This window comes from Aeromonas sp. TS_SC_11, from assembly GCF_057318915.1.
On sequence record NZ_CM170470.1, the window covers coordinates 1,445,280 to 1,470,343 of the forward strand.

The 25,064-nt window shown below is 60.7% G+C and carries 24 protein-coding genes; 19 read left to right on the top strand and 5 right to left on the bottom strand.

Annotation, left to right across the window (positions count from 1 at the left end):
- Positions 1-8: 8 nt before the first annotated feature.
- Positions 9-1,262 (top strand): phospholipase D family protein, encoded by a 1,254-nt coding sequence (locus AC1P02_RS06810; RefSeq protein WP_219593097.1) that lies wholly within the window; start codon positions 9-11, stop codon positions 1,260-1,262.
- A 467-nt stretch (positions 1,263-1,729) separates the two neighbouring features.
- Here AC1P02_RS06810 and AC1P02_RS06815 read toward each other — a convergent pair whose 3' ends face one another.
- Positions 1,730-2,848, bottom strand: a complete 1,119-nt coding sequence (locus tag AC1P02_RS06815; RefSeq protein WP_021140173.1) for an acyl-CoA desaturase — start codon at positions 2,846-2,848, stop codon at positions 1,730-1,732.
- 149 nt (positions 2,849-2,997) lie between these two features.
- Between AC1P02_RS06815 and fabR the strand changes: the two genes are divergently transcribed.
- A complete protein-coding gene (fabR, locus tag AC1P02_RS06820; protein ID WP_005316443.1) occupies positions 2,998-3,618 on the top strand; it encodes an HTH-type transcriptional repressor FabR in 621 nt (206 codons plus the stop codon).
- A 21-nt stretch (positions 3,619-3,639) separates the two neighbouring features.
- On the top strand, positions 3,640-4,005 hold the full coding sequence (locus AC1P02_RS06825) for a YijD family membrane protein (protein WP_485184667.1): 366 nt from the start codon (positions 3,640-3,642) through the stop codon (positions 4,003-4,005).
- Between the two features lie 35 nt (positions 4,006-4,040).
- Here AC1P02_RS06825 and AC1P02_RS06830 read toward each other — a convergent pair whose 3' ends face one another.
- Both AC1P02_RS06830 and rsmD read right to left on the bottom strand, forming a co-directional pair.
- Positions 4,041-4,355, bottom strand: coding sequence for a DUF1145 domain-containing protein (locus AC1P02_RS06830; RefSeq protein ID WP_034524080.1), 315 nt, complete (start codon positions 4,353-4,355; stop codon positions 4,041-4,043).
- Positions 4,339-4,968: a 16S rRNA (guanine(966)-N(2))-methyltransferase RsmD gene (gene rsmD, locus AC1P02_RS06835; protein ID WP_408132587.1), complete on the bottom strand. Its 630-nt coding sequence runs from the start codon at positions 4,966-4,968 to the stop codon at positions 4,339-4,341. Before rsmD ends, AC1P02_RS06830 begins: the two co-directional genes overlap by 17 nt.
- A gap of 111 nt (positions 4,969-5,079) precedes the next feature.
- On the opposite strand from rsmD, the gene ftsY reads away from it, so the two are divergent.
- The 10 genes from ftsY (at position 5,080) to hutH (ending at position 16,872) form a co-directional block, all read left to right on the top strand.
- Positions 5,080-6,771, top strand: coding sequence for a signal recognition particle-docking protein FtsY (ftsY, locus tag AC1P02_RS06840; protein ID WP_485184669.1), 1,692 nt, complete (start codon positions 5,080-5,082; stop codon positions 6,769-6,771).
- Between the two features lie 51 nt (positions 6,772-6,822).
- Positions 6,823-7,491: a cell division ATP-binding protein FtsE gene (gene ftsE / locus AC1P02_RS06845; protein ID WP_005316428.1), complete on the top strand. Its 669-nt coding sequence runs from the start codon at positions 6,823-6,825 to the stop codon at positions 7,489-7,491.
- On the top strand, positions 7,491-8,444 hold the full coding sequence (ftsX, locus tag AC1P02_RS06850) for a permease-like cell division protein FtsX (protein ID WP_005316425.1): 954 nt from the start codon (positions 7,491-7,493) through the stop codon (positions 8,442-8,444). Before ftsE ends, ftsX begins: the two co-directional genes overlap by 1 nt.
- Positions 8,445-8,895: 451 nt before the next feature.
- Complete coding sequence (gene rpoH, locus AC1P02_RS06855) at positions 8,896-9,750, top strand: RNA polymerase sigma factor RpoH (RefSeq protein WP_011899178.1); 855 nt, start codon at positions 8,896-8,898, stop codon at positions 9,748-9,750.
- A 125-nt stretch (positions 9,751-9,875) separates the two neighbouring features.
- Positions 9,876-10,535, top strand: a complete 660-nt coding sequence (can, locus tag AC1P02_RS06860) for a carbonate dehydratase (protein WP_005316416.1) — start codon at positions 9,876-9,878, stop codon at positions 10,533-10,535.
- Between the two features lie 11 nt (positions 10,536-10,546).
- A complete protein-coding gene (hutC, locus tag AC1P02_RS06865; protein WP_058394753.1) occupies positions 10,547-11,251 on the top strand; it encodes a histidine utilization transcriptional repressor HutC in 705 nt (234 codons plus the stop codon).
- Positions 11,252-11,406: 155 nt separating this feature from the next.
- On the top strand, positions 11,407-12,642 hold the full coding sequence (hutI, locus tag AC1P02_RS06870; protein WP_485184672.1) for an imidazolonepropionase: 1,236 nt from the start codon (positions 11,407-11,409) through the stop codon (positions 12,640-12,642).
- A complete protein-coding gene (hutG, locus tag AC1P02_RS06875; RefSeq protein WP_485184674.1) occupies positions 12,635-13,579 on the top strand; it encodes a formimidoylglutamase in 945 nt (314 codons plus the stop codon). Before hutI ends, hutG begins: the two co-directional genes overlap by 8 nt.
- 55 nt (positions 13,580-13,634) lie before the next feature.
- Positions 13,635-15,338 carry a urocanate hydratase gene (gene hutU / locus AC1P02_RS06880; protein ID WP_309266017.1) on the top strand — a complete coding sequence of 568 codons (1,704 nt, stop codon included), beginning with the start codon at positions 13,635-13,637 and terminating at the stop codon, positions 15,336-15,338.
- 1 nt (position 15,339) lies between these two features.
- A complete protein-coding gene (gene hutH, locus AC1P02_RS06885) occupies positions 15,340-16,872 on the top strand; it encodes a histidine ammonia-lyase (protein WP_059111685.1) in 1,533 nt (510 codons plus the stop codon).
- Positions 16,873-16,944: 72 nt separating this feature from the next.
- Here hutH and AC1P02_RS06890 read toward each other — a convergent pair whose 3' ends face one another.
- Positions 16,945-18,042 (bottom strand): calcium:cation antiporter, encoded by a 1,098-nt coding sequence (locus tag AC1P02_RS06890; RefSeq protein ID WP_485184677.1) that lies wholly within the window; start codon positions 18,040-18,042, stop codon positions 16,945-16,947.
- A gap of 280 nt (positions 18,043-18,322) precedes the next feature.
- On the opposite strand from AC1P02_RS06890, the gene AC1P02_RS06895 reads away from it, so the two are divergent.
- Both AC1P02_RS06895 and AC1P02_RS06900 read left to right on the top strand, forming a co-directional pair.
- Positions 18,323-18,973, top strand: a complete 651-nt coding sequence (locus tag AC1P02_RS06895; RefSeq protein WP_099991458.1) for a class I SAM-dependent methyltransferase — start codon at positions 18,323-18,325, stop codon at positions 18,971-18,973.
- A gap of 663 nt (positions 18,974-19,636) precedes the next feature.
- Positions 19,637-21,565, top strand: coding sequence for an EAL domain-containing protein (locus tag AC1P02_RS06900; protein WP_485184679.1), 1,929 nt, complete (start codon positions 19,637-19,639; stop codon positions 21,563-21,565).
- Positions 21,566-21,587: 22 nt separating this feature from the next.
- Here AC1P02_RS06900 and AC1P02_RS06905 read toward each other — a convergent pair whose 3' ends face one another.
- Positions 21,588-22,535 (bottom strand): 1-aminocyclopropane-1-carboxylate deaminase/D-cysteine desulfhydrase, encoded by a 948-nt coding sequence (locus AC1P02_RS06905; RefSeq protein WP_485184681.1) that lies wholly within the window; start codon positions 22,533-22,535, stop codon positions 21,588-21,590.
- Positions 22,536-22,604: 69 nt separating this feature from the next.
- Here AC1P02_RS06905 and AC1P02_RS06910 point away from each other — a divergent pair, with 69 nt between their 5' ends.
- The 4 genes from AC1P02_RS06910 to AC1P02_RS06925 are packed head-to-tail and all read left to right on the top strand — an operon-like array spanning position 22,605 to position 25,021.
- Positions 22,605-23,468, top strand: coding sequence for a type IV pilus biogenesis protein PilM (locus AC1P02_RS06910; protein ID WP_005316385.1), 864 nt, complete (start codon positions 22,605-22,607; stop codon positions 23,466-23,468).
- Positions 23,468-24,061 (top strand): PilN domain-containing protein, encoded by a 594-nt coding sequence (locus tag AC1P02_RS06915; protein WP_021139571.1) that lies wholly within the window; start codon positions 23,468-23,470, stop codon positions 24,059-24,061. The genes AC1P02_RS06910 and AC1P02_RS06915 overlap by 1 nt, the downstream gene beginning before the upstream one ends.
- On the top strand, positions 24,061-24,708 hold the full coding sequence (locus AC1P02_RS06920) for a hypothetical protein (RefSeq protein WP_059168890.1): 648 nt from the start codon (positions 24,061-24,063) through the stop codon (positions 24,706-24,708). The genes AC1P02_RS06915 and AC1P02_RS06920 overlap by 1 nt, the downstream gene beginning before the upstream one ends.
- On the top strand, positions 24,701-25,021 hold the full coding sequence (locus AC1P02_RS06925) for a SctD/MshK family protein (RefSeq protein ID WP_485184684.1): 321 nt from the start codon (positions 24,701-24,703) through the stop codon (positions 25,019-25,021). The genes AC1P02_RS06920 and AC1P02_RS06925 overlap by 8 nt, the downstream gene beginning before the upstream one ends.
- The last annotated feature ends 43 nt before the right edge of the window (positions 25,022-25,064 follow it).

Consider the following 25,064-nt stretch of genomic DNA (forward strand, 5'->3'; position numbering starts at 1 on the left):
ATGACGCCATGATCCCGGGTGAGTTTGCACTGATCGACCAGCCCGAACTGGCACTCAAGGTGCGTTGCCAGCTGATCCGTAACGCCCGCAGCCGGATCCAGGCCCAGTACTACAGCTGGGAAGAGGACAGCAGCGGCAAGCTGTTGCTGTCCGAGTTGCTGCACGCAGCCCGGCGCGGGGTGCGGGTACAGCTGCTCATTGACGACCTTTATGCCGGTGACAACCGTTTTCTGGAGATAGTCGCGCGTCAGCCCGGCATAGAAGTGCGGCTGTTCAATCCGTTCTGGTTGCGGGGCTGGCGCCCGCTGACCCTGCTGCTGGAGGGGCTGCTCAGCTTTCGCCGCATCAATCACCGCATGCACAACAAGTTGCTGCTGGTGGATGGCAGCCAGGCAGTGATCGGTGGCCGCAACATAGGTGACCGCTATTTCGGGCTGGGCGGTACGCCCCGATTCGTCGATCTGGACCTCGCCTGCCGCGGCCCTGTCTGCCAGCAGGCAGAACAGGGCTTCGACCAATTCTGGCGCAGTCGCTGGAGTCACCCGATCCGCCGTCTGTTGCGCCGTCCCCTGCAGCGGGCCGAGGTGACAGTGGTGAACGACTTCCTGCTCACAATGACAGATCCGCACGTTGCCGCAGTCTACGACCTGCCTGCCAGTCTGTTCGAAGCCGAGCCCGTCTCCCTGACCTGGCATCAGGGGCGGGCCGAGGTGTGGTTCGACCGACCCGGCAAGGGGCTGGTATCTCGACCGACCACAGCGCCCCTGCTCTGGCGCAAGCTGGCTGACAACGCGGGCTCCCTGAAGTTGGTGAGTCCTTACCTGATCCTGACCCGAGGGTTGCGCCGTCGGCTCAGGCAGCAGCGTCAGGCTGGGGTGAATATCGAGATCCTCACCAACTCCCTGGCCAGTACGGATGTACCCCTGGTGTATGGTGCTTACCGGCGCCATCGTCCCTGGATGATCCGGCAGGGGATAGCGCTGTCCGAGCTGGAGGGGGATACCCTCAGCCTGCATGCCAAGTTGATCCTGATCGGGGACGGGGAGGCGCTGCTTGGCAGCTTCAATCTGGATCCTCGATCCCTGATGCTCAACACCGAATTGATGCTGCATCTCGAGTGCCCAGCGCTCTGCGCCGAGCTGCAGCAGTGGCTGACACACTGGCAGCAGCTGTCTGCTCATTCAGTGGCTGCCCCTCACTCAACCCTGCGCCGGCTGTTGGCGAAGATGAGTGACTGGTTGCCCTTGCAACGCTGGTTGTGAGCGTGTGCGAGATCTCGTAAAGCCTTGTGCGCCTTAGAGGATAACGTTTGCCATCCAAAGGCGATATTCTGCCTTATCGTATTGTTTTCAATCAGATTGTTCTTGTGTAGGAATTCTGGTAGCGCACTGTCGCTTGCATGGCAGACTGAATAAAACGGTTTTTTATTTTATTTAAGTGCGTAATATTTCAATCGCAAGGACAAACACGGCGGCTCGTCCATCGTGTGGAAAAAGGTCGTGAAGGGAACCGCCAGTTGGATCGCTCCAGCAGGCACCTGATTCGGATGGGTAGCGGAAACTCAAGAAACAGGGCAGAACCCGGCAGGACCGGACTCCAATATGGAACATGCTATTTGCGAGGGGGTGACATGGAAATGTCACCCCATTTTTATGGCCAGACCCCAAGTTTGTGCCCATAAAAAGACCGCCGGTTGGCGGTCTCTGTGTGCTGTGGCGGGGCCTGTAACTCAGGCGATGCCCGCCAGCAACCGGCTCCAGTTGCGCTTGCTGGCAACGAAGCCGTCGTGCAGGTTGCGATACTCCAGTTGCAGTTTCAGCTTGTCGTAGCGGGCCAGCGCCTTGCGTTTGCGCTGCTCCAGCAGAGACTTGCGGCTGGCATAGTAGAGCTGCAACTGCTGGCTCAGTTTGTCGTACTCCTCCTGCAACAATGCCTGCCACAGTTCCCTGTCTTCGCGTTTGCGCAATTTGGCCTGGGCGCGCTTAAGCTGCATCTCAAGTCTTGCCTGTTCGATCCGCTCTTCCGGGCAGGACCTCAGATCCCGGGCCAGCCCGCACCAGGAGGCGCTGCGGATCAGCCACTTGGTGGGATCGAACTGCCACCAGCGGATGCCGTTGCGGTAGTCGTTTTCGAACAGGTGGTGGAAGTTGTGATAACCCTCGCCGAAGGTGAAGAAGGCCAGGATGCCGTTGTCCCGTGCCGTGTTGCGGTCAGTAAATGGCTGACTGCCCCAGATGTGGGCCAGGGAGTTGATGAAGAAGGTGGTGTGGTGGGTCATCACCATGCGCAGCACCCCTGCCAGCAGCAGCATGCCGAGCAGATCGCCGTGGACAAGCCCCAGCAGCAGCGGAATGCCCAGATTGGTGGCCAGGGTCAGCGCCAGATAGTGCTTGTGTTGGAAGGCAACAATGGGGTTGTTCTGCAGATCCCGCACGTTGCTGTAATCGTTATAGATCTCGCGTTGGTACTCGCGCAGCATCCAGCCAATGTGGGAATACCAGAAGCCGCGACCCGCGCTGTAGGGATCCTTCAGGTTGTCATCCACATGGCGATGGTGACGGCGATGATCGGAAGACCAGTGCAGGGCAGAGTTCTGCAGGGCGAGGGCGCCGCCGATGGCGAAGATCCACTGCAGGATCCGGTGGGCCTTGTAGGCCTTGTGCGACCAGAGGCGGTGATAACCGGCTGTGATGGAGATGCCGCTGTAACAGAACAGCAGCAGGAAGCAGCTCCACTGCCAGAGGTCATAGCCATGGGTCATACCGTACCAGGGCACGGCGATCAGTGCGGTCAGCCCGGAGAGGGCAAACAGCAGGGTGTTGGTCATGATGATAGGTGGGCGTTCCATCTCACTCGGTTCCTTTCAGCGAACAGCTGTGCGCCATTCTCCATGTAGCAAGAATTCGGGTCAATGGTAAAAAAGTAGGAGACAAACCTGATCCTGGCTCGGCCTTCGGGTTATCATTTGGCCTCGATAACCTGAAGGTGACTGTTTTCGTGGGTATTCGCGCGCAACAAAAAGAAAAAACCCGGCGTACTCTGATCGATGCGGCGTTCAGCCAACTGTGCGCCAATCGCAGTTTTTCCAACCTCAGTTTGCGGGAAGTGGCTCGGGAGGCCGGCATAGCACCGACCTCCTTCTATCGCCATTTTCGCGACATGGAGGAGCTGGGCCTGACGCTGGTGGATGAAGGGGGCCTGACCCTGCGCCAGTTGATGCGTCAGGCTCGCCAGCGCATCGCGGGTGGTGGCAGTGTCATCAGCACCTCGGTGCAGACTTTCATGGAATTTGTCGAGAACAACCCGAATATCTTCCGGCTGCTGCTGCGGGAGCGTTCCGGTACCTCGGCTGCATTTCGTCAGGCGGTGGCACGGGAGATCCAGCACTTCATTGCCGAGCTGACCGACTACCTTGAAGCGACCTCGGGGGCTCCGCGGGAGGAGGCCTACATCCAGGCCGAGGCCATGGTGACCATCGTCTTCAGCGCCGGTGCCGATGCACTCGACATGACGAGCGAGGAGTGTCGGGCCCTGTCAGATCGCACCATACGCCAGCTGCGCATGATCGCCATGGGCGCCGAAGTTCAGAACCAGAAGCGCCGTGAACCTCTCTCTTAAGTCAACAGGATGGACAGCTCCATGCATGACCAGAATCTGATCCCGAAGAAACCCCTGCTGCTGGCCCTGCTCGTTGGTATCTGTGGCGATGCCTCCCTGTCGGCCCTGACCGAGCCTGTGGTGCCCTTTTCCTTCTTTCCCATGATTGCTCTGGTGCTTGCGGCTTATCAGCTCTATCAGCACTACCGCCATGTCTCGCTGGAGGGCAATACCCCGGTTTGCATGCTGCTCTGCTTCTTCATCGGCGGGTTCGGGCATGCGGCGCTGGTCAAGGTGCAGTATCCCGAGCTTGGCAGCAATTTCTTCTCGCTCATCATGATGCTGTTGCTGCTCGCCGTGTTGTCGATCAAGCTGGGTATCAGTGTGGGGAAAAAAGAGAAGGAGTGACCAGCACTCCTTCCTGAACCATGACAGTGCCGGCATCAGTCGGTGCTGTTGATATCTGTACCGTGCTGTTTGGCTTCTATGATGGCTTTGAGTCGGGCGCGGATATCAGCCATGCCGAAGACGCCGAACACCAGTATCAGTATGACTTCGAGCCGGGTGACCACGAAGTAGGGTTTGCAGGCAGACTTGACCATGCTGGCCTGCACCAGGTGGACCAGGGCGATGAGCAGGCCGCAGATCGGCAAAAGATCATTCAGCTTGCCGGGTAGCGGAGCCACCAGACTGACCAGCACGCCGAACCAGAAGAACAGGGTCAGCCCCATCGCCAACAGATTAAACATCCGCTTCATTGCTCACCTCCCGCAGATAGAGTTGATAGCAGACTTGACCGGCCTGCTTGTCCTTGAGCAGTTGCCAGCTGGCGGGCAACGCCAGGTCGGCCATCTCTTTCTCCCGCTCCAGATAGATCAGAGCATCCGGTGCCAGCCAGCCGTGCTGTTCCAGCAAATCGCACACCCGGGGCAGCAGCTCGCGCCGAAACGGCGGATCCAGGAACACCAGGTCGAACGGGGTGGCCGGGCCTTGCAGCCAACTGACGGCATCGGACTGGATCACCAGGCCCTTGCTGCTGCCAAGGGCGGTCAGGTTCTTTCTGATCTGGTCGGCGGCACCTTTGTCCATCTCGACCAGAGTGACCTGCTCGGCATAGCGCGACAGCGCCTCCAGCCCCAGGCCGCCGCTGCCGGCAAACAGATCGAGACAGCGAACGCCACGCACATGGGGAGCCAGCCAGTTGAAGATGGTCTCCTTGACGCGATCCGTGGTGGGTCTGAGCCCTTCTACATCCTTGACCGGCAATTTGCGGCCCTTCCACTGGCCGCTGATGATTCTTACAAAGCCCGATTTCCCCTGCGGGGCCGGGCTCTTGTTCGGGATGTTACGGCTGGCTTTCACTCTGGGCATCGCGTTTCGTCGTCAGAAAATAAAGTGGTAGTATAAGGCGGTTCATTTTTATGCCGACCCGCCGAGGGACGGCTATCTTAGCAGTCAGCCAACGAAGTGAGTATTTTTTAGATGGCAAAAGGTTTGTTTTCCTGGCTGGGTTTCGGCCGCAAGAAAGAAGAGGCTGAGGCTGTCCAACCACAGACACCCCAAGCCACCCCTGTTACCGCTGAGCCTGAGGTCACTGCTTCCCCCGCTCCCGTTTCTGATACTACGCCGGTCGTGGTGCATGAATTGCAGGCCAGTGCACAAAATGATGCCCTGCATGCTGGCGCTCCACTTCATGATGACGATTGCCCTCCCACTGAGCTGGACGTGGCTCCGCTGGTCGTGGAGGAGTGTGCTTCCGAACTGGAACCCGTCATCGTCAACGAATTGCTGATCGAGCAAGCGCGCGTTGAAGCACAGGCTGTCGAGACCGCCCGTGTTGCCGCCGAGGCACAGGCTGCAGAAGCCGCCCGTGTTGCTGCCGAAGCGCAGGCCGTAGAAGCCGTCCGTGTTGCTGCCGAAGTGCAGGCTGTAGAAGCCGCCCGTGTTGCTGCCGAAGCGCAGGCCGCAGAAGCGGCTCGTATTGCCGCCGAAGTGCAGGCTGCAGAAGCCGCCCGTGTTGCTGCCGAAGCGCAGGCCGCAGAAGCCGCTCGTCTTGCTGCCGAAGCGCAGGCCGCAGAAGCGGCTCGTATTGCCGCCGAAGCCCAGGCCGCCGAAGAGGCTCGTATCGCCAAAGAGGCCCAGAGAGCGGAAGATCTTCGCCTGGTTGCCGAGATGGAGGCTGAAGCCGCCGCACTGGCTGCCTTGCCGCTTGCCGCCAAAGTGGATGATGACACTCAGGACAAGCCGCAGCGGGAGGGTTTCTTTGCCCGTCTCAAGCGCAGTCTGGTGCGTACCAAAGAGAATATCGGTTCCGGTTTCTTCGGTCTGTTCAGTGGCAAGAAGATCGATGACGATCTGTTTGAGGAGCTGGAAACCCAGCTGCTGACCGCCGATCTGGGGGTCGATACCACCCGTCGCATCATAGATGGCCTGGTGCAGCATGCGGATCGCAAGCAGCTCAAGGATGCCGAGGCACTCTACGGCCTGCTCAAGCAGGACATGGGCGCCATGCTGGCCCAGGTCGAGCAGCCGCTGGTGATCGACACCAGCAAGAAGCCCTATGTGATCCTGATGGTCGGGGTGAACGGTGTCGGCAAGACCACCACCATCGGCAAGCTGGCCAAGCAGTTCCAGGCCGAAGGCAAGAGCGTCATGCTGGCCGCTGGCGATACCTTCCGTGCCGCTGCCGTCGAGCAGCTGCAGGTATGGGGTCAGCGCAACAACATACCCGTGATCGCCCAGCATACCGGTGCCGATTCTGCCTCCGTCATCTATGACGCCATTGAGGCTGCCCGTTCCCGCGGTGCCGACGTGCTGATCGCCGATACTGCCGGTCGCCTGCAGAACAAGAGCAATCTGATGGAAGAGCTCAAGAAAGTGGTGCGGGTGATGAAGAAGCTGGATGAAGAAGCACCTCACGAGATCATGCTGACGCTGGATGCAGGCACCGGTCAGAACGCCCTGAGCCAGGCCAAGCTGTTCAGCGAAGCCGTGGGTCTGGACGGTATCGTCCTCACCAAGCTGGATGGCACCGCCAAGGGCGGCGTCATTTTCGCGGTGGCCGACAAGTTCCAGATCCCGATCCGTTATATCGGGGTGGGCGAGGGGATCGACGATCTGCGCCCCTTCGTCGCCAACGACTTTATCGAGGCACTCTTCAGTCGCGAGGAGTAAGCGCCACATGCCCCGACTCAGGTCGGGGCATGTCAATGTCAGGGATCCGTTATGATTCGTTTTGATAAGGTCAGCAAGGTATACAGCGGCGGCCATCAGGCGTTGCAGAAGGTCAGCTTTCACCTGCACAAGGGGGAGATGGCCTTCCTGACCGGGCACTCGGGGGCTGGCAAGAGTACCCTTTTGAAGCTTATTGGCGTGATGGAGCGACCGACCGATGGCCGTGTCTTCTTTCACGGCGACGATGTCAGCCATATCAAGCGGGGGGATATCCCCTATGTGCGTCGCCAGATCGGCATGATCTTCCAGGATCACCGTCTGCTGATGGACAGAACCGTGTTTGACAACGTGGCCCTGCCGCTGGTGATCGATGGTTACAGTCATGCAGACATCAACAAGCGGGTTGCGGCGGCGCTGGACAAGGTGGGCTTGCTCGGCAAGGAGCGCTACCAGCCGCGTATGCTCTCCGGTGGTGAGCAGCAGCGGGTCGGCATCGCCCGTGCCATCGTCAACAAGCCGCCGTTGCTGCTGGCGGATGAGCCGACCGGCAACCTGGATCCCCAGCTCTCCATGGATATCATGCGGCTGTTCGAGGAGTTCAACCGCTTCGGGGTCTCGGTACTCATTGCGACCCATGATCTGGGGCTGATTGCCCGTATGCGCTACCGCACCCTGACCCTCAAGGCGGGCCGGATGTATTCGGCGGGGGAGGAGCTCTGATGGCTATCGTTCGTCATAAACAACCGCCGCTGCGCCGTCTGATGATGTACGGGGTAGATCACGTGCGTCAGGCATTTGCCAGTCTGGGGGAGCTGTGGCGCAATCCGCTCGCCTCCCTGATGACCCTGGCGGTGCTCGGCGTCAGCCTGGCGCTGCCCTCCTGCTTCCACGTCTTGCTGAAAAACGCCGAAGTGGTGGAAGGCAGCTGGCAGACCAGCTCCCAGATTTCTCTTTATCTGCGCAAGGATCTGCCAGAGCAGAGCATTCTCGACATGAAGCAGCGGATCCTGCTCTATCCCGAGGTGGAATCCGTCACCTACATGAGCCGGGAGGAGGCGCTGAAAGAGTTTCGCGAGATCTCCGGCTTCGGCGATGCCCTCGACTATCTGGACAGCAACCCCTTGCCGCCCGTGCTGAGCGTCATTCCGGATCCCCGCTGGCAGAATCCGGAAGGGGCCGCCGAGCTGCTCGGCAAGCTTAACAACGAAGACGGGGTTGAGCAGGGCAAGCTGGATCTGCAGTGGCTGACCCGGTTGCAGGGGATCATGAACCTGCTGCGCCATACCATCACAGGCATCGCCGTGCTGTTGCTCTCGGCTGTGCTGCTGATCGTCGGCAATACCCTGCGCCTGAACATCCTCAACCAGCGCTCCGAGATCGAAGTGCTCAAGCTGGTGGGGGCGACTGACGCCTTCATCCACCGTCCCTTCCTTTATACCGGCATCTGGTTCGGGGTCATCGGCGGCATGCTGGCCTGGTGGTTGACCGAAGTCATGGTGATCTGGAGCGAGGGTGTGGTGAAGGAGCTGGCCGGGCTCTACAACAGCAATTTCCGGCTGGTGGGCATGGGGGCGATAGACGGGATCAATCTGGTCTTGCTGGGTGCCTTGCTGGGGCTGATCGCTTCCTGGTTCTCGGTACATCGCCACATTCGTGACATAGAACCATCCTGATTAATTTATCAGCGTTTCAAAGCGCTGGATTTTGAGAGCTGGATCAAGTAAAAGAATTGCCGTTTCTGGCTCGGCCACTGTTCTCGGAGTAATCTGATTAACAGCTATATTCAGGATCTGCTCTGGATCCGGTGAACCTTCTGATTTATAAGCAGTCTACAAGTGCTGAAGAACTTATACGGGTGTGGCCCCTCTGCCTTGCTCGTCTGACTTGGCAAGCATGTGAAGGTTGCGAGCTCCGCAACAATGGACTTAGCATGCTACTTTTCGGGGGTCCTTGATTGTGACCCCCTTTTTTTGACTGTTCATTCATGATTCATCCTGCCGGCCTAAGATAGCCCGAGTTCAAACTGGGCACAGTGTTTGATGTGGGCCGCAGAATGATATCCGGTCAGTAGACAGACCCTCTCAGGGTGTTAGACTGGTTCGATTGAAAAGAAAGAGGTAAAAAATGGGAACTTCATTGCAACGCACTATGGCTCTGATTCCGCAAGGTAGTCTGGAAGGCTATATCCAGGCAGTAAATTCGATTCCTGTGCTGACCGCAGAGGAAGAGCGTGAGCTGGCTGAGCGTTTGCAGCAGGGTGGCGATCTCGAGGCTGCCCGTCAGCTGGTCATGTCGCACCTGCGTTTTGTCGTTCACGTCGCCAAGAGTTATGCCGGATACGGTCTGCCCCAGGCTGACCTGGTTCAGGAAGGCAACATCGGCCTGATGAAGGCGGTCAAGCGCTTTGACCCGACCGTCGGAGTGCGACTGGTCTCCTTCGCCGTGCACTGGATCAAGGCCGAGATCCACGAGTATGTCCTGCGCAACTGGCGCATGGTAAAAGTGGCCACTACCAAGGCCCAGCGCAAGCTCTTCTTCAACCTGCGCAAATCCAAGAAGCGTCTGGGCTGGTTCAGCCATGACGAAGTGCAGGCCGTCGCCGCCGAGTTGGGGGTCTCCCCGACCGACGTGACCGAGATGGAAGCGCGTATGAGCAACTACGATCAGGCGTTCGATCTGGTCGGTGATGATGAAGACGAAGGCGGCTTTGCCCCTGTCCATTATCTGGAAGACAAATCCTCCGATCTGGCAGCCACCATCGAGAACGACAACTGGGATGATCATGCGACCCGTCGCCTGAGCTCGGCCCTTGCCACTCTGGATGAGCGCAGTCAGCACATCATCCGTGCTCGCTGGCTCGATGATGACAGCAAGACCACGCTGCAGGAGCTGGCTGACACCTATGGTGTCTCCGCCGAGCGGGTGCGTCAGCTTGAGAAGAACGCACTCAAGAAGCTGAAAGACGCCATGGAGGCCTGATGCCTCCCAAACAAAAACAGGGCCTGATGGCCCTGTTTTTGTTTCGCGAGTATCTGGTCGGCCTTGCCTTGATTACCCTTGTCTATGTTATGTTGCCGCCACTGCCACAGTAGGGAGAGCAGATAGTGAAACTGTTGAACGACCTGTTTACCAACAACCGCGAGTGGGCGGAACGGATCAAGGCCGAGGATCCGAATTTCTTCGCTACCCTCTCCGCCCAGCAGGCCCCTGAATACCTCTGGATCGGTTGCTCCGACAGCCGGGTTCCCGCCAACCAGCTGATGGGCTTGCTGCCGGGGGATGTGTTCGTCCACCGCAATGTCGCCAATCTGGTGGTGCACACCGATTTCAACTGCCTCTCGGTGCTGCAATACGCGGTCGAGGTGCTCAAGGTGAAGCACATCATCATCTGCGGCCACTATGGCTGCGGTGGCGTCAAGGCGGCGATGCAGAACCAGGAGCTGGGGCTCATCGACAACTGGCTGCGCAACATCAAGGATGTCTACTTCAAGTATCGCGAACAGCTGGATGCCATCGAAGATGAGCATGAGCGTTTCGATTACCTGTGCGAGCTGAACGTGGCCGAGCAGGTTGCCAACGTCTGCCATACCACCATCATCCAGAATGCCTGGCGCAAGGGGCAGGAGCTGGCGGTGCACGGCTGGATCTATGGCATCAAGGACGGTCTGCTGCACGATCTGGATCTCTGCGTCAGCGGCCCGGATCAGATCCCCGATGTTTACCGCGCCTGGCCGGACATGCGTCCGCCCCACCGCCGTCGCTGAGGAGCCTGCCGTTGGCGCCAGCCCTCTATCTTCAGATCAAGCAGCACATCCTGGACGGGATCCGTGAACGCCACTATCAGGCGGGAGACAGGATCCCGACCGAAGCCGCCCTGTGCGAGCAGTTTGCCGTGAGCCGCATGACGGTCAACAAGGCACTGCGCGAATTGGTGGCCGAGGGCTGGCTGGTGCGCACCGCCGGTTCCGGCAGCTTCGTGGCGGACAGGCGTACCGAGTCGCCCCTGCTGGCCATTCGCAACATAGCTGACGAGATCGCCGAGCGGGGCAGCCAGTACAGCGCCCGGGTGATCCGGTTGCAACGCCAGGCCGCCGACGAGAAGGTGGCGGTCCAGCTCGGGCTGAGAGTCGGTGCTGCCATCTTCCACAGCCTCATCGTCCATCAGGCCGATGGGGAGCCGCTGCAACTGGAGGAGCGCTTCGTCGATGCCGAGCGTCTGCCCGGTTATGGCGAGCAGGATTTCACTCAACAGACCCCGAATCGCTACCTGATGGACGTCTGTCCTCTCTCCGAGATGGAGCATGTGGTAGAGGCCGTGTTGCCGAGTGCCGGTGAAGCCGGTCTGCTGCAAGTGCGTGTCGATACCCCCTGCCTGTTGCTGCACCGCCGTACCTGGTCGGAAGGGTATCTGGTCTCCTATGCCCGTCTGCTCTCGCCAGGCTCCCGCTACAAGCTGAGTTCCAAGACCAGTCTCAGTTAATTGTATATACATATTGTTTTAACAGAGCCCACCTCATGGTGGGCTTTTTTGTGCTTAAACTCTAATGAAAGCGCTGTTATCAAGATGTGAACTTGATCCTTTCTTTCCTGACAGAGATCGGATATAAGTTAATGTATATACATTTAGAGGTCGGTATGAACAAGGAACTGTTGAACTGCGAGCGGGTCTGGCTCAACGTGACACCCGCCACCCTGCGCCCCGATCTGGCTGACTACGGTCTGCTGGAACCCCACGCCCTCGGCGTTCATGAGGGCAAGATCCACGCTCTGGTGCCCATGCAGGATCTCAAGGGCCCTTATCCTGCCCACTGGCAGGACATGAAGGGCAAGCTGGCAACCCCGGGCCTCATCGATTGCCACACCCACCTTATCTTTGCCGGCAGCCGGGCCGAAGAGTTCGAGCTACGCCAGAAAGGGGTGCCCTATGCCGAAATCGCCCGCAAGGGCGGTGGCATCATCAGCACTGTGCGTGCGACCCGTGAGGCCAGCGAGGAGCAGCTGTTCACGCTGGCGGCGGCCAGGATCAAGTCGCTGATCCGGGAAGGGGTCACCACGGTGGAGATCAAATCCGGCTACGGCCTCACCCTGGAAGATGAGCTCAAGATGCTGCGGGTCGCCCGCCGACTGGGGGAGGTTCTGCCCATTCGGGTCAAGACCACCCTGCTGGCGGCCCATGCGGTGCCGCCCGAATATCGCGACGATCCCGACTCCTGGGTCGAGACCATCTGCCAGGAGATAATCCCTGCGGCTGCCGAGGCGGGTCTGGCGGATGCGGTGGATGTTTTCTGCGAGCACATCGGCTTCTCGCTGGCCCAGACCGAGCAGGTCTATCTGGCTGCGGATCAATACGGTCTGCCGGTGAAGGGCCACATGGAGCAGCTCTCCAACCTGGGAGGCAGTGCGCTGGCCGCCAACTTTGGTGCCCTCTCGGTGGATCATCTGGAGCATCTGGATCAGGAAGGGATCCAGGCACTGGCCCACCGTGGCGTGGTCGCCACCCTGCTGCCCACAGCGTTCTATTTCCTGAAAGAGACCAAGCTGCCCCCCATCGCCGCCCTGCGCAAGGCCCATGTGCCCATGGCGGTTTCCTCCGATATCAACCCGGGCACTGCCCCGATTGTGTCGCTACGCATGGCCATGAACATGGCCTGCACCCTGTTCGGTCTGAACCCGGTCGAGGCCATGGTCGGGGTGACCCGCAACGCCGCACGGGCGCTTGGCGAGCAGGAGCGTTTGGGGCAGTTGAGAGTGGGCATGCTGGCCGATTTTTTGATCTGGAACTGCGCGCACCCGGCCGAGCTGAGTTACCTCATCGGGGTCGATCAGCTGGTGAGCCGGGTCGTCAACGGGGAGGAGACGCTGCATGGATAAGTTCAGCTTGCCCCATATGTCGGTCTGGCAGGGGCGCCAGGATCCGGAAGATGGCGAGCTCGCCCTGCGCTGGCACGACAAGGTGAAGGCCTGGCCGCTGAGCGGGACGGCTGAACCCGGCGTCGCCCTGGTGGGCTTTGCCTGCGACGAGGGGGTGCGCCGCAACAAGGGGCGCGTGGGGGCCGCTGGCGCACCGCTGGCGATCCGCACTCTGCTGGCCAACAGTGCCTGGCATCTGACCCGTCCCGTCTATGACAGCGGGGATTTGACCTGCGACGACGGCGATCTCGATGCCGCTCATGCCCTCTTGGCCGAGCGGGTGGCGAGCCTGCTGGATGAGGGACACTTCCCGCTGGTGCTGGGAGGCGGTCACGAGGTGGCGTTCGGCAGCTGGAGCGGTCTCAACCGTCATCTGGTCGGTCAGGGCAGGGTCGGCATCATCAATTTCGATGCCCACTTCGACCTGCGCCGTAAGGTGGAGCAGGCGAGTTCCGGCACCCCCTTCTTCCAGATCGCCGAGCAGTGTACTGCTCAGGGAACGCCTTTCCATTACGCCTGCCTGGGGGTGGCCGAGACCGCCAATACGCAGGCGCTCTTTGCAAGGGCCGACGCCTTGGGGGTCTGGTATGTGAAAGATGAGGCCATGAGCGAGCGTAGTCTGCCCGCCTTGCTAAGCGGGCTGGATAGCTTTATCGCCCAGTGTGACCACCTCTATCTGACTATCGATCTCGACGTCTTGCCCGGCGCCGTCATGCCGGGGGTGAGTGCCCCCGCCGCCCGCGGCGTCGAGCTGGCTGTCATCGAACCCCTGATCGCCCATATCCGGGCCAGCGGCAAGCTGCGGCTCGCCGATCTGGCCGAGTACAACCCGAACCTGGATCAGGATAACCGCAGCGCCCGCGTGGCCGCCCGGCTGGTCCATCAGTTAACCAAGTAGCGCTCTGCCTAGGGCAGGTCGCCATGCTGCTGCATTGATAAAACAAGGAGTGTGTATGTCTGAGCAACACCTGGATCCCCGTCAGGATCCGAGTCGTGTCATCCGTGCCTCCCGTGGTACCACGCTGACCGCCAAGAGCTGGCTCACCGAGGCGCCGCTGCGGATGCTGATGAACAACCTGGATCCGGAAGTAGCCGAGCATCCCCAATCCCTGGTGGTCTATGGCGGTATCGGCCGCGCCGCCCGCAACTGGGCCTGCTACGACAAGATTGTCGAGGTGCTGACCCGGCTCGAGGAGGACGAGACCCTGCTGGTGCAATCGGGCAAGCCGGTCGGGGTGTTCCAGACCCACAAGGATGCGCCTCGGGTACTGATCGCCAACTCCAACCTGGTGCCCCACTGGGCCAACTGGGAACACTTCAACGAGCTGGATAAGAAAGGCTTGATGATGTACGGCCAGATGACGGCCGGCTCCTGGATCTACATAGGCACTCAGGGAATCGTGCAGGGTACCTACGAAACCTTCTTCGCGGTGGCCAATCAGCACTTCAACGGCGAACCCAAAGGGCGCTGGATCCTGACCGGCGGTCTGGGTGGCATGGGGGGTGCACAGCCGCTGGCCGCCACCATGGCCGGCTTCTCCATGATTGCCGTCGAGTGCGACGAGACCCGCATCGATTTTCGCCTCAAGACCCGCTACGTCGACAAGAAGGCTCACAGCCTGGATGAGGCGCTGGCCATGGTCGAGGAAGCCAAACAGAGCGGCACCGCCGTTTCCATCGGCCTGCTCGGCAACGCCGCCGATGTCTTTGCCGAGCTGGTGGCCCGTGGCATCACCCCGGACGTGGTGACCGACCAGACCTCGGCCCACGACCCCATCCACGGCTACCTGCCCCAGGGCTGGAGCGTTGCCCAGTGGCGCGAGCTGCAAAAATCCGCGCCCCAGGAAGTGAACCAGGCGGCACGTCACTCCATGGCCCGTCAGGTGGAAGCCATGCTGACCCTGCAATCCCGTGGCGCGGCGACCCTCGATTACGGCAACAACATCCGCCAGATGGCACTGGAAGAAGGGGTGAAAAACGCCTTCGACTTCCCCGGCTTCGTGCCTGCTTATATTCGCCCGCTGTTCTGCGAGGGGATTGGTCCCTTCCGCTGGGTGGCGCTGTCCGGCGATCCGGAAGATATCTACAAGACGGATCAGAAGGTCAAAGAGTTGATCCCGGACGATCCCCACCTGCACAACTGGCTCGACATGGCCCGCGAGCGCATCGCCTTCCAGGGCCTGCCGGCGCGGATCTGCTGGGTCGGGGTCAAGGACAGGGTACGCCTCGGCCTGGCCTTCAACGAGATGGTGAAAAATGGCGAGCTGAAGGCGCCGATCGTGATTGGCCGCGACCACCTGGATTCCGGCTCTGTGGCCAGCCCGAACCGGGAGACCGAATCCATGATGGATGGCTCCGATGCCGTTTCCGACTGGCCGCTGCTCAACGCCCTGCTCAACACGGCCGGTGGCGCGACCTGGGTTTCCCTGCACCACGGTGGCGGCGTGGGCATGGGCTTCTCCCAGCACTCGGGTGTGGTGATTGTCTGTGACGGCACAGAGGACGCCGCCAAGCGGGTCGGCCGCGTGCTGCGCAACGATCCGGCCACCGGCGTGATGCGCCATGCGGATGCCGGTTACGAGATTGCCATCAACTGTGCCCATGATGCGAAACTGGATCTGCCGATGCTGACTGCAACGGCCAAAGGGGTTAAATAAGATGTTTGAACTCAATCTGTTACCGGGCAAGCTCTGCCTCAACACCCTGCGCCGCGTCAGCCGCGAGCCGGTCCATCTCAGCCTGGATCCGGCCGCGCTGCCGGGGATCCGCGCCTCCGCAGCCGTGGTCACCAAGGTGATCGAGCAAAACCGCGTTGTGTATGGCATCAACACCGGCTTTGGCCTGCTGGCCAACACCCGCATTCCGGTGGAGCAGCTGGACGAATTGCAGCGCTCAATCGTGCTCTCCCACGCCGCCGGCATCGGTACCTACATGGATGACGCCACAGTGCGGCTGATGATGGTGCTCAAGGTCAACTCGCTGGCGCGGGGCTTCTCCGGCATCCGCTTGACTGTGCTTGAGGCGCTGATGACCCTCATCAACGCCGAAGTCTATCCTGTGGTGCCGAAGAAGGGCTCCGTCGGCGCCTCCGGCGATCTGGCGCCGCTGGCTCACATGAGCTGCCTGCTGATCGGGGAGGGCAAGGCCCGCCACAAGGGCGAGCTGATGGACGCTGCCACGGCGCTGAAGATCGCGGGTCTCGAGCCTATTTCATTGGCGCCGAAGGAGGGACTGGCCCTGCTCAACGGTACCCAGGCCAGCACGGCGTTCGCGCTGGAAGGCCTGTTCCACGCCGAAGATCTGTTCGCCGGCGCCATCACCATAGGCGCCATGAGTGTGGAGGCGGCGCTGGGCAGTCGTCGTCCGTTCGATGCCCGCATCCATGAGGTGCGCGGTCAGCGTGGCCAGATCGATGCCGCGGCTTGCTATCGTCACCTGCTGGTGGATGGCAGCGAGATCGGCATGTCCCATCACAACTGCGAGAAGGTGCAGGATCCTTACTCATTGCGCTGCCAGCCCCAGGTGATGGGGGCCTGTCTGGCCCAGATCCGTCACGCCGCCGAGGTGCTGGTGTGCGAGGCCAATGCAGTCTCCGACAACCCGCTGGTGTTCGCCGAGGATGAGGAGATCCTCTCAGGTGGCAACTTCCACGCAGAGCCCGTGGCCTTCGCCGCCGACAACCTGGCCCTGGCCATCGCCGAAATCGGGTCGCTGTCAGAGCGCCGCATGGCGCTGCTGATCGATTCCCGCATGTCGGGCCTGCCCGCCTTCCTGGTCAACAACGGCGGCGTCAACTCGGGCTTCATGATCGCCCAGGTCACCTCGGCGGCGCTCGCCTCCGAGAACAAGAGCCTGGCTCACCCGGCCTCGGTGGACAGCCTGCCCACTTCCGCCAACCAGGAAGATCACGTCTCCATGGCTACCTTTGCCGCTCGCCGACTGGCGGACATGGCGGAGAACACCCGTGGCATACTGGCCGTCGAGCTGCTGGCAGCTGCCCAGGGGCTGGATTTCCGTGCTCCGCTGCGCACCACAGCGCTGCTGGAGCAGGCCAAGGGCCGGCTGCGGGCAGAGGTGAGCTTCTACGACAAGGACAGGTACTTCTCGCCGGACATAGAGGCGGCGGCTGCGCTGCTGGCCAGGGCGAGTTACAACGACCTGATCCCGGTCGGTGTGCTGCCTAGCCTCTAAGCCCCCATTCGGCTCATAGCAAAAGACCGCCCATCGGGCGGTCTTTTCGTTTCTGGTGTTGGCTGGCGCGGGTTATTCGTGTTCAAACATCAGGAACAGATAAACCACGAACAGCACCAGGTGGGTAGCGCCGTGCAGCACATTGGTGCGGCCGCTGCTGAAGGTGACTTTGCAGACCATAAGCGTGGTGACGAGCAGTACCATGTCGGCGGCGGAGAGGCCGAGGCGCACCTCCTGGCCCAGCATGGCGCCGATGAACAGCACGGCCGGTACTGTCAGGGCTATGGTAGCCAGCACAGAGCCGAAATAGAGGTTCATGGCCCGTTGCAACTGGTTGTTGAAGGCTGCCTTGATGGCACCGACTGCCTCGGGGGCCAGTACGATACAGGCCACGATAAAGCCACCCAGCGCAGGAGGCGCCGCCATGATCTTCACGCCGAAGTTGATGGGCACGGCCAGGGTCTTGGCCAGCAGGACCACCACCACCAGATAGGCGAGCAGCAGTATGGTGTGATAGACGTTGCTGCGCAGCGGGCCGTGGTGCTCCTCGTAATCCTCGTGGTCGCTGTCGACGAAGAAGTGGCTGTGGCTGCGGGTCTGGATCAGCAGGAAGATACCATAGAGCAGGATGGAGATGATGATCAGCATCCAGGACATGGGGCTCGACATGCTGCCAATGGTGCCACCCCGGGTGAAGTTGGGCAGCACCAGACAGAGTAGCGCCAGCGGTATGATGGCGACCAGATAGGATTTGACCCCATCCAGATTGAAGCTCTGGGTGTGGTAGCGCCAGCCGCCAAACAGCAGGGTGAAGCCCACCAGGCCATTGGTGACCAGCATCACCACTGCAAACATGGTATCGCGGGCCATCACGGGATTGGGGTCGCCTGTGAGCATGACGGAGGAGATCATCACCACTTCCAGCGAGATGACGGAGAGCGTCAGGATAAGGGTACCGAAGGGTTCACCCAGCTTGATGGCGAGGGCATCCGAGTGGCGCACCACAGAGAAAATGGCCCAGGTGACGATGGCAAGCAGCGCCGCCGAGACAGGCAGATAAATCCCGAGCGGAGTCGCCTCTGTCAGCAGCTCGCTCCCTGTGGTCTTGAAGAACAGCAGGGTTAGCAGGCCAACGGGCAGGGCAATCTCTTGCCGGATAAATGACTTCATAGGCAATGGTTCTCATCTCGGGGCGGCATGAGCCGACGGGGTATGGAGGCAATGATGCAAGGTCACGGGAGGTGACGACCCAGACAATGATAAAGGCTGTTGCCCGGATCGGGAAAAATCATTTTGTTACAAACCAAGCAGTGGTGGGCTCGCCTGAAACTCGTTGTCGGCCGATGGTCGGGATATAGATAGCTAATCTGACCGTATGCTGCGTAGCATGGGCTATGCCGATCGCATTCATGCTCTTGTGGATCTGGCGGCATTCCGACCAAGGACTCCCATGTCTGTTGTGCGTCTGCGCTATCACACCATAGAGTTTGGCGAACTCGACATCCACCTGCGCACCCTGCGCGACAACCAGCAATTCTCCGATGACGAGGGGGAGGCAGAGGCGCTCGGCATCTCTTCAGCCTTCTGGCCGCTATTCGGTATCGTCTGGGATTCCGGCAATGTGCTGGCACATCTGATGGTGGAGTACGAGATAGTTGGCTTGCGGATCCTGGAGGTGGGCTGCGGCATCGCATTGGCGAGTCTGGTGCTCAATCACAGGCTGGCCGACATCACGGCCACTGATTATCACCCGGAGGCGGGCGCCTTTCTGGCGGAAAATGTGCAGCTCAACAAAGGCAGCCTCATCCCCTTTATTCGCACCGGTTGGGCAGATACCACCACGGCGCTGGGTCGCTTCGATCTCATCATCGGCAGCGATCTGCTCTATGAGCGTGGTCAGGTCGAGACCCTGGCCGCCTTTATCGAACAACACGCCAAGCCCCATTGCGAGGTGATCCTGGTGGATCCGGGTCGTGGCCTGCATGCCCGCTTCAGCAAGCGGATGGTGACGCTGGGCTACCAGCACAGTCAGCACAAGCCACTGGATGTGAGCTATCTGAGCCAGCCATTTCGTGGCCAGATCCTGCAATACCGGCGCTAGTCATCGGCAGTATGGGCTGCCGTCGCGCCAGGCTTCCCTATCCGGTAGTGGTTTCTTTATCGACCCGGTGGGCGGTCAAGGCCGTGGCGGCATAAGCCTGAGGGCGGGATTTGTCGCAAGGAGGACGGGTTTGATACACGGATGGGATGCAAATGGGAGGCGTTGTTCTGGTGCATTAGCTGTATCAATTTGATCCGCAGGGCGCGCCGTGGCAATGATAAATTATAACTCAATGATAAATATGGTTTTTATAAATCACGCTGATGAAGATTCAATCGCTTACCTGTCATAAGTGACAATTGTCCAGCTTATCTGAAATGGCTAGAGTAGTCGTGCGGTTTGACTCACCGTGTGTTCAATACTCCTGTATCTGTTTTTTTGTCAGTAGCACAGAGTGTTAGTTTTGATATGAGTGTTTCTTTCGGTCCCCTTAGTGGGACCATTTTTCTGCCTGAAAATCCCTGATCCCGCCACTCCACTCCCATTTTTCTGCCCCGGTAGCCATTTTTCACGGATGGCTTTGTGTCAGGCTTGGTGTTCCTGTGCCCATTTGGTTATGCTCGCCCGCTTAATTCCAGAAGCGGGATCTTCGTCCATAGGCGCGCTTCGGCGTTGGCTGATACGATGAAGCCACATGGATGTTGTCGGGCATACGGAAGGCATATGAAACTGACTACTCAGCTTGTCTCGTTTATTACCCTGTGCGTGATCGCCTCCATGGCCATGGTGCTGCTCGGCGGTGTGTTCAGCTTCCGTGAGCTGGGGATGGAGCTGCAGCAAAAGAAGGTCAACTCTCTGGTCGAGGTGATCGACAAGCAGCTGGATGTGGCCGATGACCATCAGGAGCTCACCCGCTGGTTGCCGACTCTGCTGCGTTCGGCTCACGTGGTGGAGCTGGAGATCCGTCAGGGCAAGCAGCGGATTTACTGGTTTCGCGACGTGCAGCAGCAGACCGACGAGAGTCTGTTGATCCCCTACAGCCAGCCCATCTCTCATCAGGCAGGCATGCAAGCCGACTTCAAGCTGGAGCGACCGTTCAAGGAGTTCGAATACTCCATGAAGGCCATGTCCGGCATCTCCCTCGGTATCTTCATCGTCATCTTCGGGCTCTGGTACTCCATTCGCTGGCTGCGGCTGCAACTGCGAGGTGCCGAGCTGCTGGCCGAAAGGGCCCAGCTTATTCTCGACAACAAGCTCACCAAGCTGGCACACGATCCGGCGGAGGAGTGGCCCGTCTCCGCCAGTCAGGCCCTGGATCATCTGCTGGCCGAGCTGGCGGATGCCCGCAAGGAGCGCAGCCGCTTCGACAACTTCATCCGCAGCAATGCCTTCGTCGACAAGATGACAGGCATAGGCAACCGGCTGTTCTTCGACAACCGGCTGGAGAGCGCCATCATGGAGGCGAGCGTGATGAGCGGCGGCGTGCTGCTGATCGAGCTCGCCGGTCTGGAGGATCTGGATCCCGAGCTGAGTGGGCGCCAGAGCCAGGATCTGCTGATGGAGGCGAGTGCCTCCATCGCCGCCTTCGTGCGCAAGCACAACGGCGCCCTGCAGGCCCGCTATGCCGGTCAGGTATTTGCCGTGCTGCTGCCCAACATGTCCGAGAGCGAAATGGTGGATGGCGTGGGTCAGCTGCACAAGAGCCTGCAGCGACTGCACTGGCCCGCGGCGGTCAATGTCGAGACCGCCGTCTACCTAGGCGCCGTCTGCTATCAGGCGCAGGATTCCCTGCTCAAGGTGCAGGAAGAGGCCGAGCTGGCGCTCAAGAGCGCGCGGCTGCAGGGTCACACCGGCTGGTTCCTCTACGAGAAGCAGCTGGATGAGGAGCAGAGCAGCAAGGGCACGGTACGCTGGCGCACCCTGATCGGCCGCCGCATCGAGGAGCACGGCATCGACTTCTACGTCCAGCCGGTGCAGCAGGAGCGGGATCAGGTGGTGTTGCAGCAGGACTTGCTGATCCGCATTCACGACGAGCAGGGGCGGGAGTTGCAGGCTGGCGTCTTCATGCCGATGGCAGAGAAGGCGGGGCTGCTGTTGCCGCTGGATCGGCTGGTGGCGGAGCAGACCCTGCGGCTGCTGCGTCAGCGCTCAGAGCAGAGCTGCCCCATCAGCCTGACCCTCTGCGCTCAGAGCCTGCTGCACCGCGAGTTCCAGCGCTGGCTCTTCTTCGATCTGTTCCAGCTGCCGCGCAGCACCAACGAGCGGTTGATCCTGCAATTATCCGAAGCTCAGGTGACTCGCCACTACGAGGCGCTCAAGCGGCCGCTGCGGGCGCTGCGCATGCTGGGCTGCCAGCTGGCCATCGATCACGCCGGTCAGGATGTGGTGAGTACCCAATACATCAAGGAGTTCGAGATCAACTTCCTCAAGCTCCACCCCAGTCTGGTGCGGGAGATCCACACCCGACAGGTCAACCAGATGGCGGTGCGCAGCCTGGTGGGAGGCTGCGCCAACACCCGTACCCGGGTGATCGCCGTCGGGGTGGAGAGTGGCGACGAGTGGAAGATGTTGCGCCACCTCGGCGTTCATGCCGGTCAGGGCCCCTGGTTCGCCGAGCCGGAGCGGCTGTTGATGGAACCGGCCGGCGCCTGATGGTGTGGCCGCAGGGCTGCCCTCAGATCCGGCCCTGCTCCTTCAAACCCGCCAGTCCCTGCATGCCACCCGTGTGGATGAAGACTATCTTGCTGCCACGGGGGATGCGCCCGGCGGCCAGCTCGCGAAACAGGCCCCACATCGCCTTGCCGCTGTAGATGGGTTCCAGCGGCAGGCCTGTCTCGGCGCTGAAATCCTGCACCCACTGCCACAGGGCCGGGCTGAATTTGGCATAGCCACCATCATGGTGATCCAGCGCTATCTGCCAGCCGGGCGTGCTGGCCGCGGCGGGATGGAGGCGACACACCTCGTCAGCGATAAAACCGCCCCCCTTCAGTACCGCGATGGCGAGGATCTGCTCCCGATCCCGTTTGCCGGCGATCAGGCCAGCCAGGGTGCCGCCGCTGGCGCAGGGCAGTACCCAGAGATCCGGCGAGAAGGGCACTTCTTCGACCAGCTCGGCCACCCCGGGAATGGCGAGCGGGCTGCTGCCTCCTTCCGGCACTATCAGGGTATCGGATGCCGCAAACTGGGCCAGCCAGTCGGGGTCCTGACGCCGCCGGTAACTCTGGCGGTCGACAAAAATGAGATCCATGCCCCAGCCTTTTGCTGCGCTCAGGGTGGAGTTGCTGACGGCCTCTGCTTCACCACGTATGATGCCGGTAGTTCTCAGGCCAGATTGACTCCCAGCTGCCGCCAGCGCATGAATGTGGTTGGAATAGGCACCGCCAAACGAGAGCAGGTGCTGCATGCCCTGTTCCCGGGCATGTTGCAGCTGGTACTTGAGTTTGCGCCACTTGTTGCCCGAGATGGTCGGGTGGATCAGGTCATCTCGTTTGCACCAGAGCTGGACGTCGTATTGCCGCAGCAGAGGGTGGAAGATGGCTTCCAGTGGCGAGGGCTGCCGGGCTGGTTGCAGGGTAAACGCCTGCGGGCGGGTCGAACTGGGTAACAATGAGTAATCCGTCATTTATCTGGAGGCTAATGCCCTGTTTATGCTAAGGTTTAATGCGTTTTATGCAGCCAGGTGCGGGTTTCAATGAAACAACTTTTCAGACGTTCAACCCCAAGCCGTCAGGTGGGGCTCCTGCTTGCCAGCGACCGGATCATGCTGGCCTCGCTGGGCAACCCCCCTGTCTTCGCCACCCGCGCCATCAACGGCCCGCAAGAGTGGCCGCTTGCCATGAGCGAGCTGTTCAGTCGCCATGGCCTCGCCAAGTCTAAAGTGCGGGTCGCCCTCGCCGCCACTCTTTATCAGCAAGTCCAGATCGACAAGCCCGCCGTGCCCGAGGCAGAAATGGCGGGCGCTCTGCCCTGGGCCATCAAGGATTATGTCAACGAGCCCGTGTTGCAGCTCGCCATGGATTACGTGGACTTGCCCACTCCGCCTGCTGGCAGGCCGCGGATCAACGTGATTTGCGTGCCCAAGGCGCGGGTGCAGCAACTGGCGGATGCGGTCAACAGCATAGCGAGTCTGGATGCCATCGTCAGCGACGAGCTGGCCATGACGGCGCTTTATGAGGCCGACAACACAGTACGCATGTTGCTGTGGCAACCCAGGGGGCAGGATCTTCAACTGCTGGTATTCCATCAGGGCGGGCTCTGTTTCTCCCGCCAGCTGCGAGGTTTCACCGCCCTCACAGGTGAGCATGAGCCGGACAGCATGCTGCTCGATTCGTTGGCGCTGGAGATCCAGCGCTCCCTCGATTATCTGGCCGGCCAGCTCAAGCTGCCGGAGCTTGGCCAGATGCAGCTCGCCATCGCCTCCTCCTTCATCGGCACCCTGGTGCGCCATATGGAGCAGACCTTCGGTTTTGCCGTCTCCGCCATGGCCAACAAGGCTGTGTTGGCCGGTGTTGAGTACCTGTCGGCCTACGCCGCAGCCATCGGGGAGCCTGCCTGATGAAACGTCAGATAAACCTCTATGGCGCAGAGTTTCGCCCCAAACGCCAGTGGGCCAGCCTCAATCAGATGGCGCTGGTGTGGGGGGGCTGCGTGATCCTGCTGCTCTGCATGGCCGCTTTTTACGGCTGGCAGCAGCAAGGGGTCAGCCGTGAACTGGCACAGGTGCGCGCGGCGCTGGAGGTCAAACGTGGGGAGGCCCAGCGGCTGGATGCCGCGTTGACTCGCCATCAGGCCAACACACAGTTGCAACAGCAGCTGGCCAACAAGCAGGAAGAGTTGACTGCCAAGCAGGGGCTGATGCGTCAGTTGGGCAGCCTGGCGTTGCAAAAATCCCAGGGCTACGCCGGCCTGATGGCCGATCTCTCCCGCATTCGGGACAAACAGCTCTCCTTGCAGCGGATCGAGATCGCCGAGGGGCGCATCAATATCTCCGGCTTTGCCGGTCGCAGCCAGGATGTGCCCGCCTGGGTAAACCGTTTCAAGCAGACACCGTCGCTGGCGGGCAAGCAGTTTGGTGAATTGACCCTGAGCCGTGACAAGGAGGGCCGCCTGGCCTTCCAGCTCAGCGGTATCGAGCGGGAGAAGCCCTGATGAGCCTGAAAGCACAATGGCAGGCGTGGGCAGACAAGATTGCCGCCCTCAGCCAGCGCGAGCGGATATTGATACTGTTGACCGGTCTGGTGCTGGTCTGTGCTGGTGGCATTTATGGCTGGCTGGATGATGCCACCCTACGCCTTGAGCAGGAGCGCGCGGCCTTGACCTCGGCCCAGCGGGATCTGGAGATCATGGATCTCGAGAATCTGGGCAAGCAGGCACGTCTGGCGCGGGATCCCGATCAGAATGTACGGGAGCAGCTGGCGCGGGTTGAGGGTGAGCTTGGCAAGCTGGATGCCGAACTCAAGGCCCAGACGGTGGATCTGATCCCGGCCCACGAGATGCCGGAGGTACTGGAGGCCTTGCTGTCACGCTCCACCAATCTGCACATGCTGGCGCTGACCTCCCTCGCCCCTGAGCCGCTGATGGCGGGGGATCAGGGCATCAACCTGTTCAAGCACGGTATTCGCCTCAAACTGGAAGGCGGTTATTTCGATGTGTATCAGTACCTGAAAGCGCTGGAGGCGCTGCCTCGTCACTTCTACTGGAAGCAGTTTGACTATCGGGTGGAAGCGCACCCCAAGGCGGTGGTGGAGATGGAAATCTACACCCTGAGCACCAGCAAGGAGTTTATTCGTGGTTAGATGGCTGACGCTATTGTGTTGCCTGCTGGGCTCAGTGGCCCAGGCCGAGGTACTGCAGGATCCCACCGAACCGCTCGAGGGAGTCAACAGCCAGGCGGGGGCGGTAGAGAGCCCGAGCGCCGGTCTGCCCAAGTTGCAGAGCGTGGTGCTGGGCAACGGCCCGGCGCTGGCGGTGCTCAACGGGAAAAGTTACCGGGTAGGCCAGCAGGTCGAGGGATATCGACTGGTGGCCATCAGTGCAGATGCCGTTGTGCTGGAGAAGGGGGGCAAGCGCCGGTCGCTGACCCTGTTTGCCAGCAAGGTCCGTATCTGAACGGGCCCTGCCCGGGATGGGCGGGGCAAGGTTTGTCGAGTTT

Bases quoted from the DNA above. Each gene is read 5' to 3' on its own strand.
- AC1P02_RS06810 (WP_219593097.1), top strand. From the start codon at position 9: ATGATCCCGGGTGAGTTTGCACTGATCGACCAGCCCGAACTGGCACTC.
- AC1P02_RS06815 (WP_021140173.1), bottom strand. From the start codon at position 2,848: ATGGAACGCCCACCTATCATCATGACCAACACCCTGCTGTTTGCCCTC.
- AC1P02_RS06825 (WP_485184667.1), top strand. From the start codon at position 3,640: ATGCATGACCAGAATCTGATCCCGAAGAAACCCCTGCTGCTGGCCCTG.
- AC1P02_RS06830 (WP_034524080.1), bottom strand. From the start codon at position 4,355: ATGAAGCGGATGTTTAATCTGTTGGCGATGGGGCTGACCCTGTTCTTC.
- rsmD (WP_408132587.1), bottom strand. From the start codon at position 4,968: ATGCCCAGAGTGAAAGCCAGCCGTAACATCCCGAACAAGAGCCCGGCC.
- ftsY (WP_485184669.1), top strand. From the start codon at position 5,080: ATGGCAAAAGGTTTGTTTTCCTGGCTGGGTTTCGGCCGCAAGAAAGAA.
- ftsE (WP_005316428.1), top strand. From the start codon at position 6,823: ATGATTCGTTTTGATAAGGTCAGCAAGGTATACAGCGGCGGCCATCAG.
- ftsX (WP_005316425.1), top strand. From the start codon at position 7,491: ATGGCTATCGTTCGTCATAAACAACCGCCGCTGCGCCGTCTGATGATG.
- rpoH (WP_011899178.1), top strand. From the start codon at position 8,896: ATGGGAACTTCATTGCAACGCACTATGGCTCTGATTCCGCAAGGTAGT.
- hutI (WP_485184672.1), top strand. From the start codon at position 11,407: ATGAACAAGGAACTGTTGAACTGCGAGCGGGTCTGGCTCAACGTGACA.
- hutG (WP_485184674.1), top strand. From the start codon at position 12,635: ATGGATAAGTTCAGCTTGCCCCATATGTCGGTCTGGCAGGGGCGCCAG.
- hutU (WP_309266017.1), top strand. From the start codon at position 13,635: ATGTCTGAGCAACACCTGGATCCCCGTCAGGATCCGAGTCGTGTCATC.
- hutH (WP_059111685.1), top strand. From the start codon at position 15,340: ATGTTTGAACTCAATCTGTTACCGGGCAAGCTCTGCCTCAACACCCTG.
- AC1P02_RS06890 (WP_485184677.1), bottom strand. From the start codon at position 18,042: ATGAAGTCATTTATCCGGCAAGAGATTGCCCTGCCCGTTGGCCTGCTA.
- AC1P02_RS06895 (WP_099991458.1), top strand. From the start codon at position 18,323: ATGTCTGTTGTGCGTCTGCGCTATCACACCATAGAGTTTGGCGAACTC.
- AC1P02_RS06900 (WP_485184679.1), top strand. From the start codon at position 19,637: ATGAAACTGACTACTCAGCTTGTCTCGTTTATTACCCTGTGCGTGATC.
- AC1P02_RS06905 (WP_485184681.1), bottom strand. From the start codon at position 22,535: ATGACGGATTACTCATTGTTACCCAGTTCGACCCGCCCGCAGGCGTTT.
- AC1P02_RS06910 (WP_005316385.1), top strand. From the start codon at position 22,605: ATGAAACAACTTTTCAGACGTTCAACCCCAAGCCGTCAGGTGGGGCTC.
- AC1P02_RS06915 (WP_021139571.1), top strand. From the start codon at position 23,468: ATGAAACGTCAGATAAACCTCTATGGCGCAGAGTTTCGCCCCAAACGC.
- AC1P02_RS06920 (WP_059168890.1), top strand. From the start codon at position 24,061: ATGAGCCTGAAAGCACAATGGCAGGCGTGGGCAGACAAGATTGCCGCC.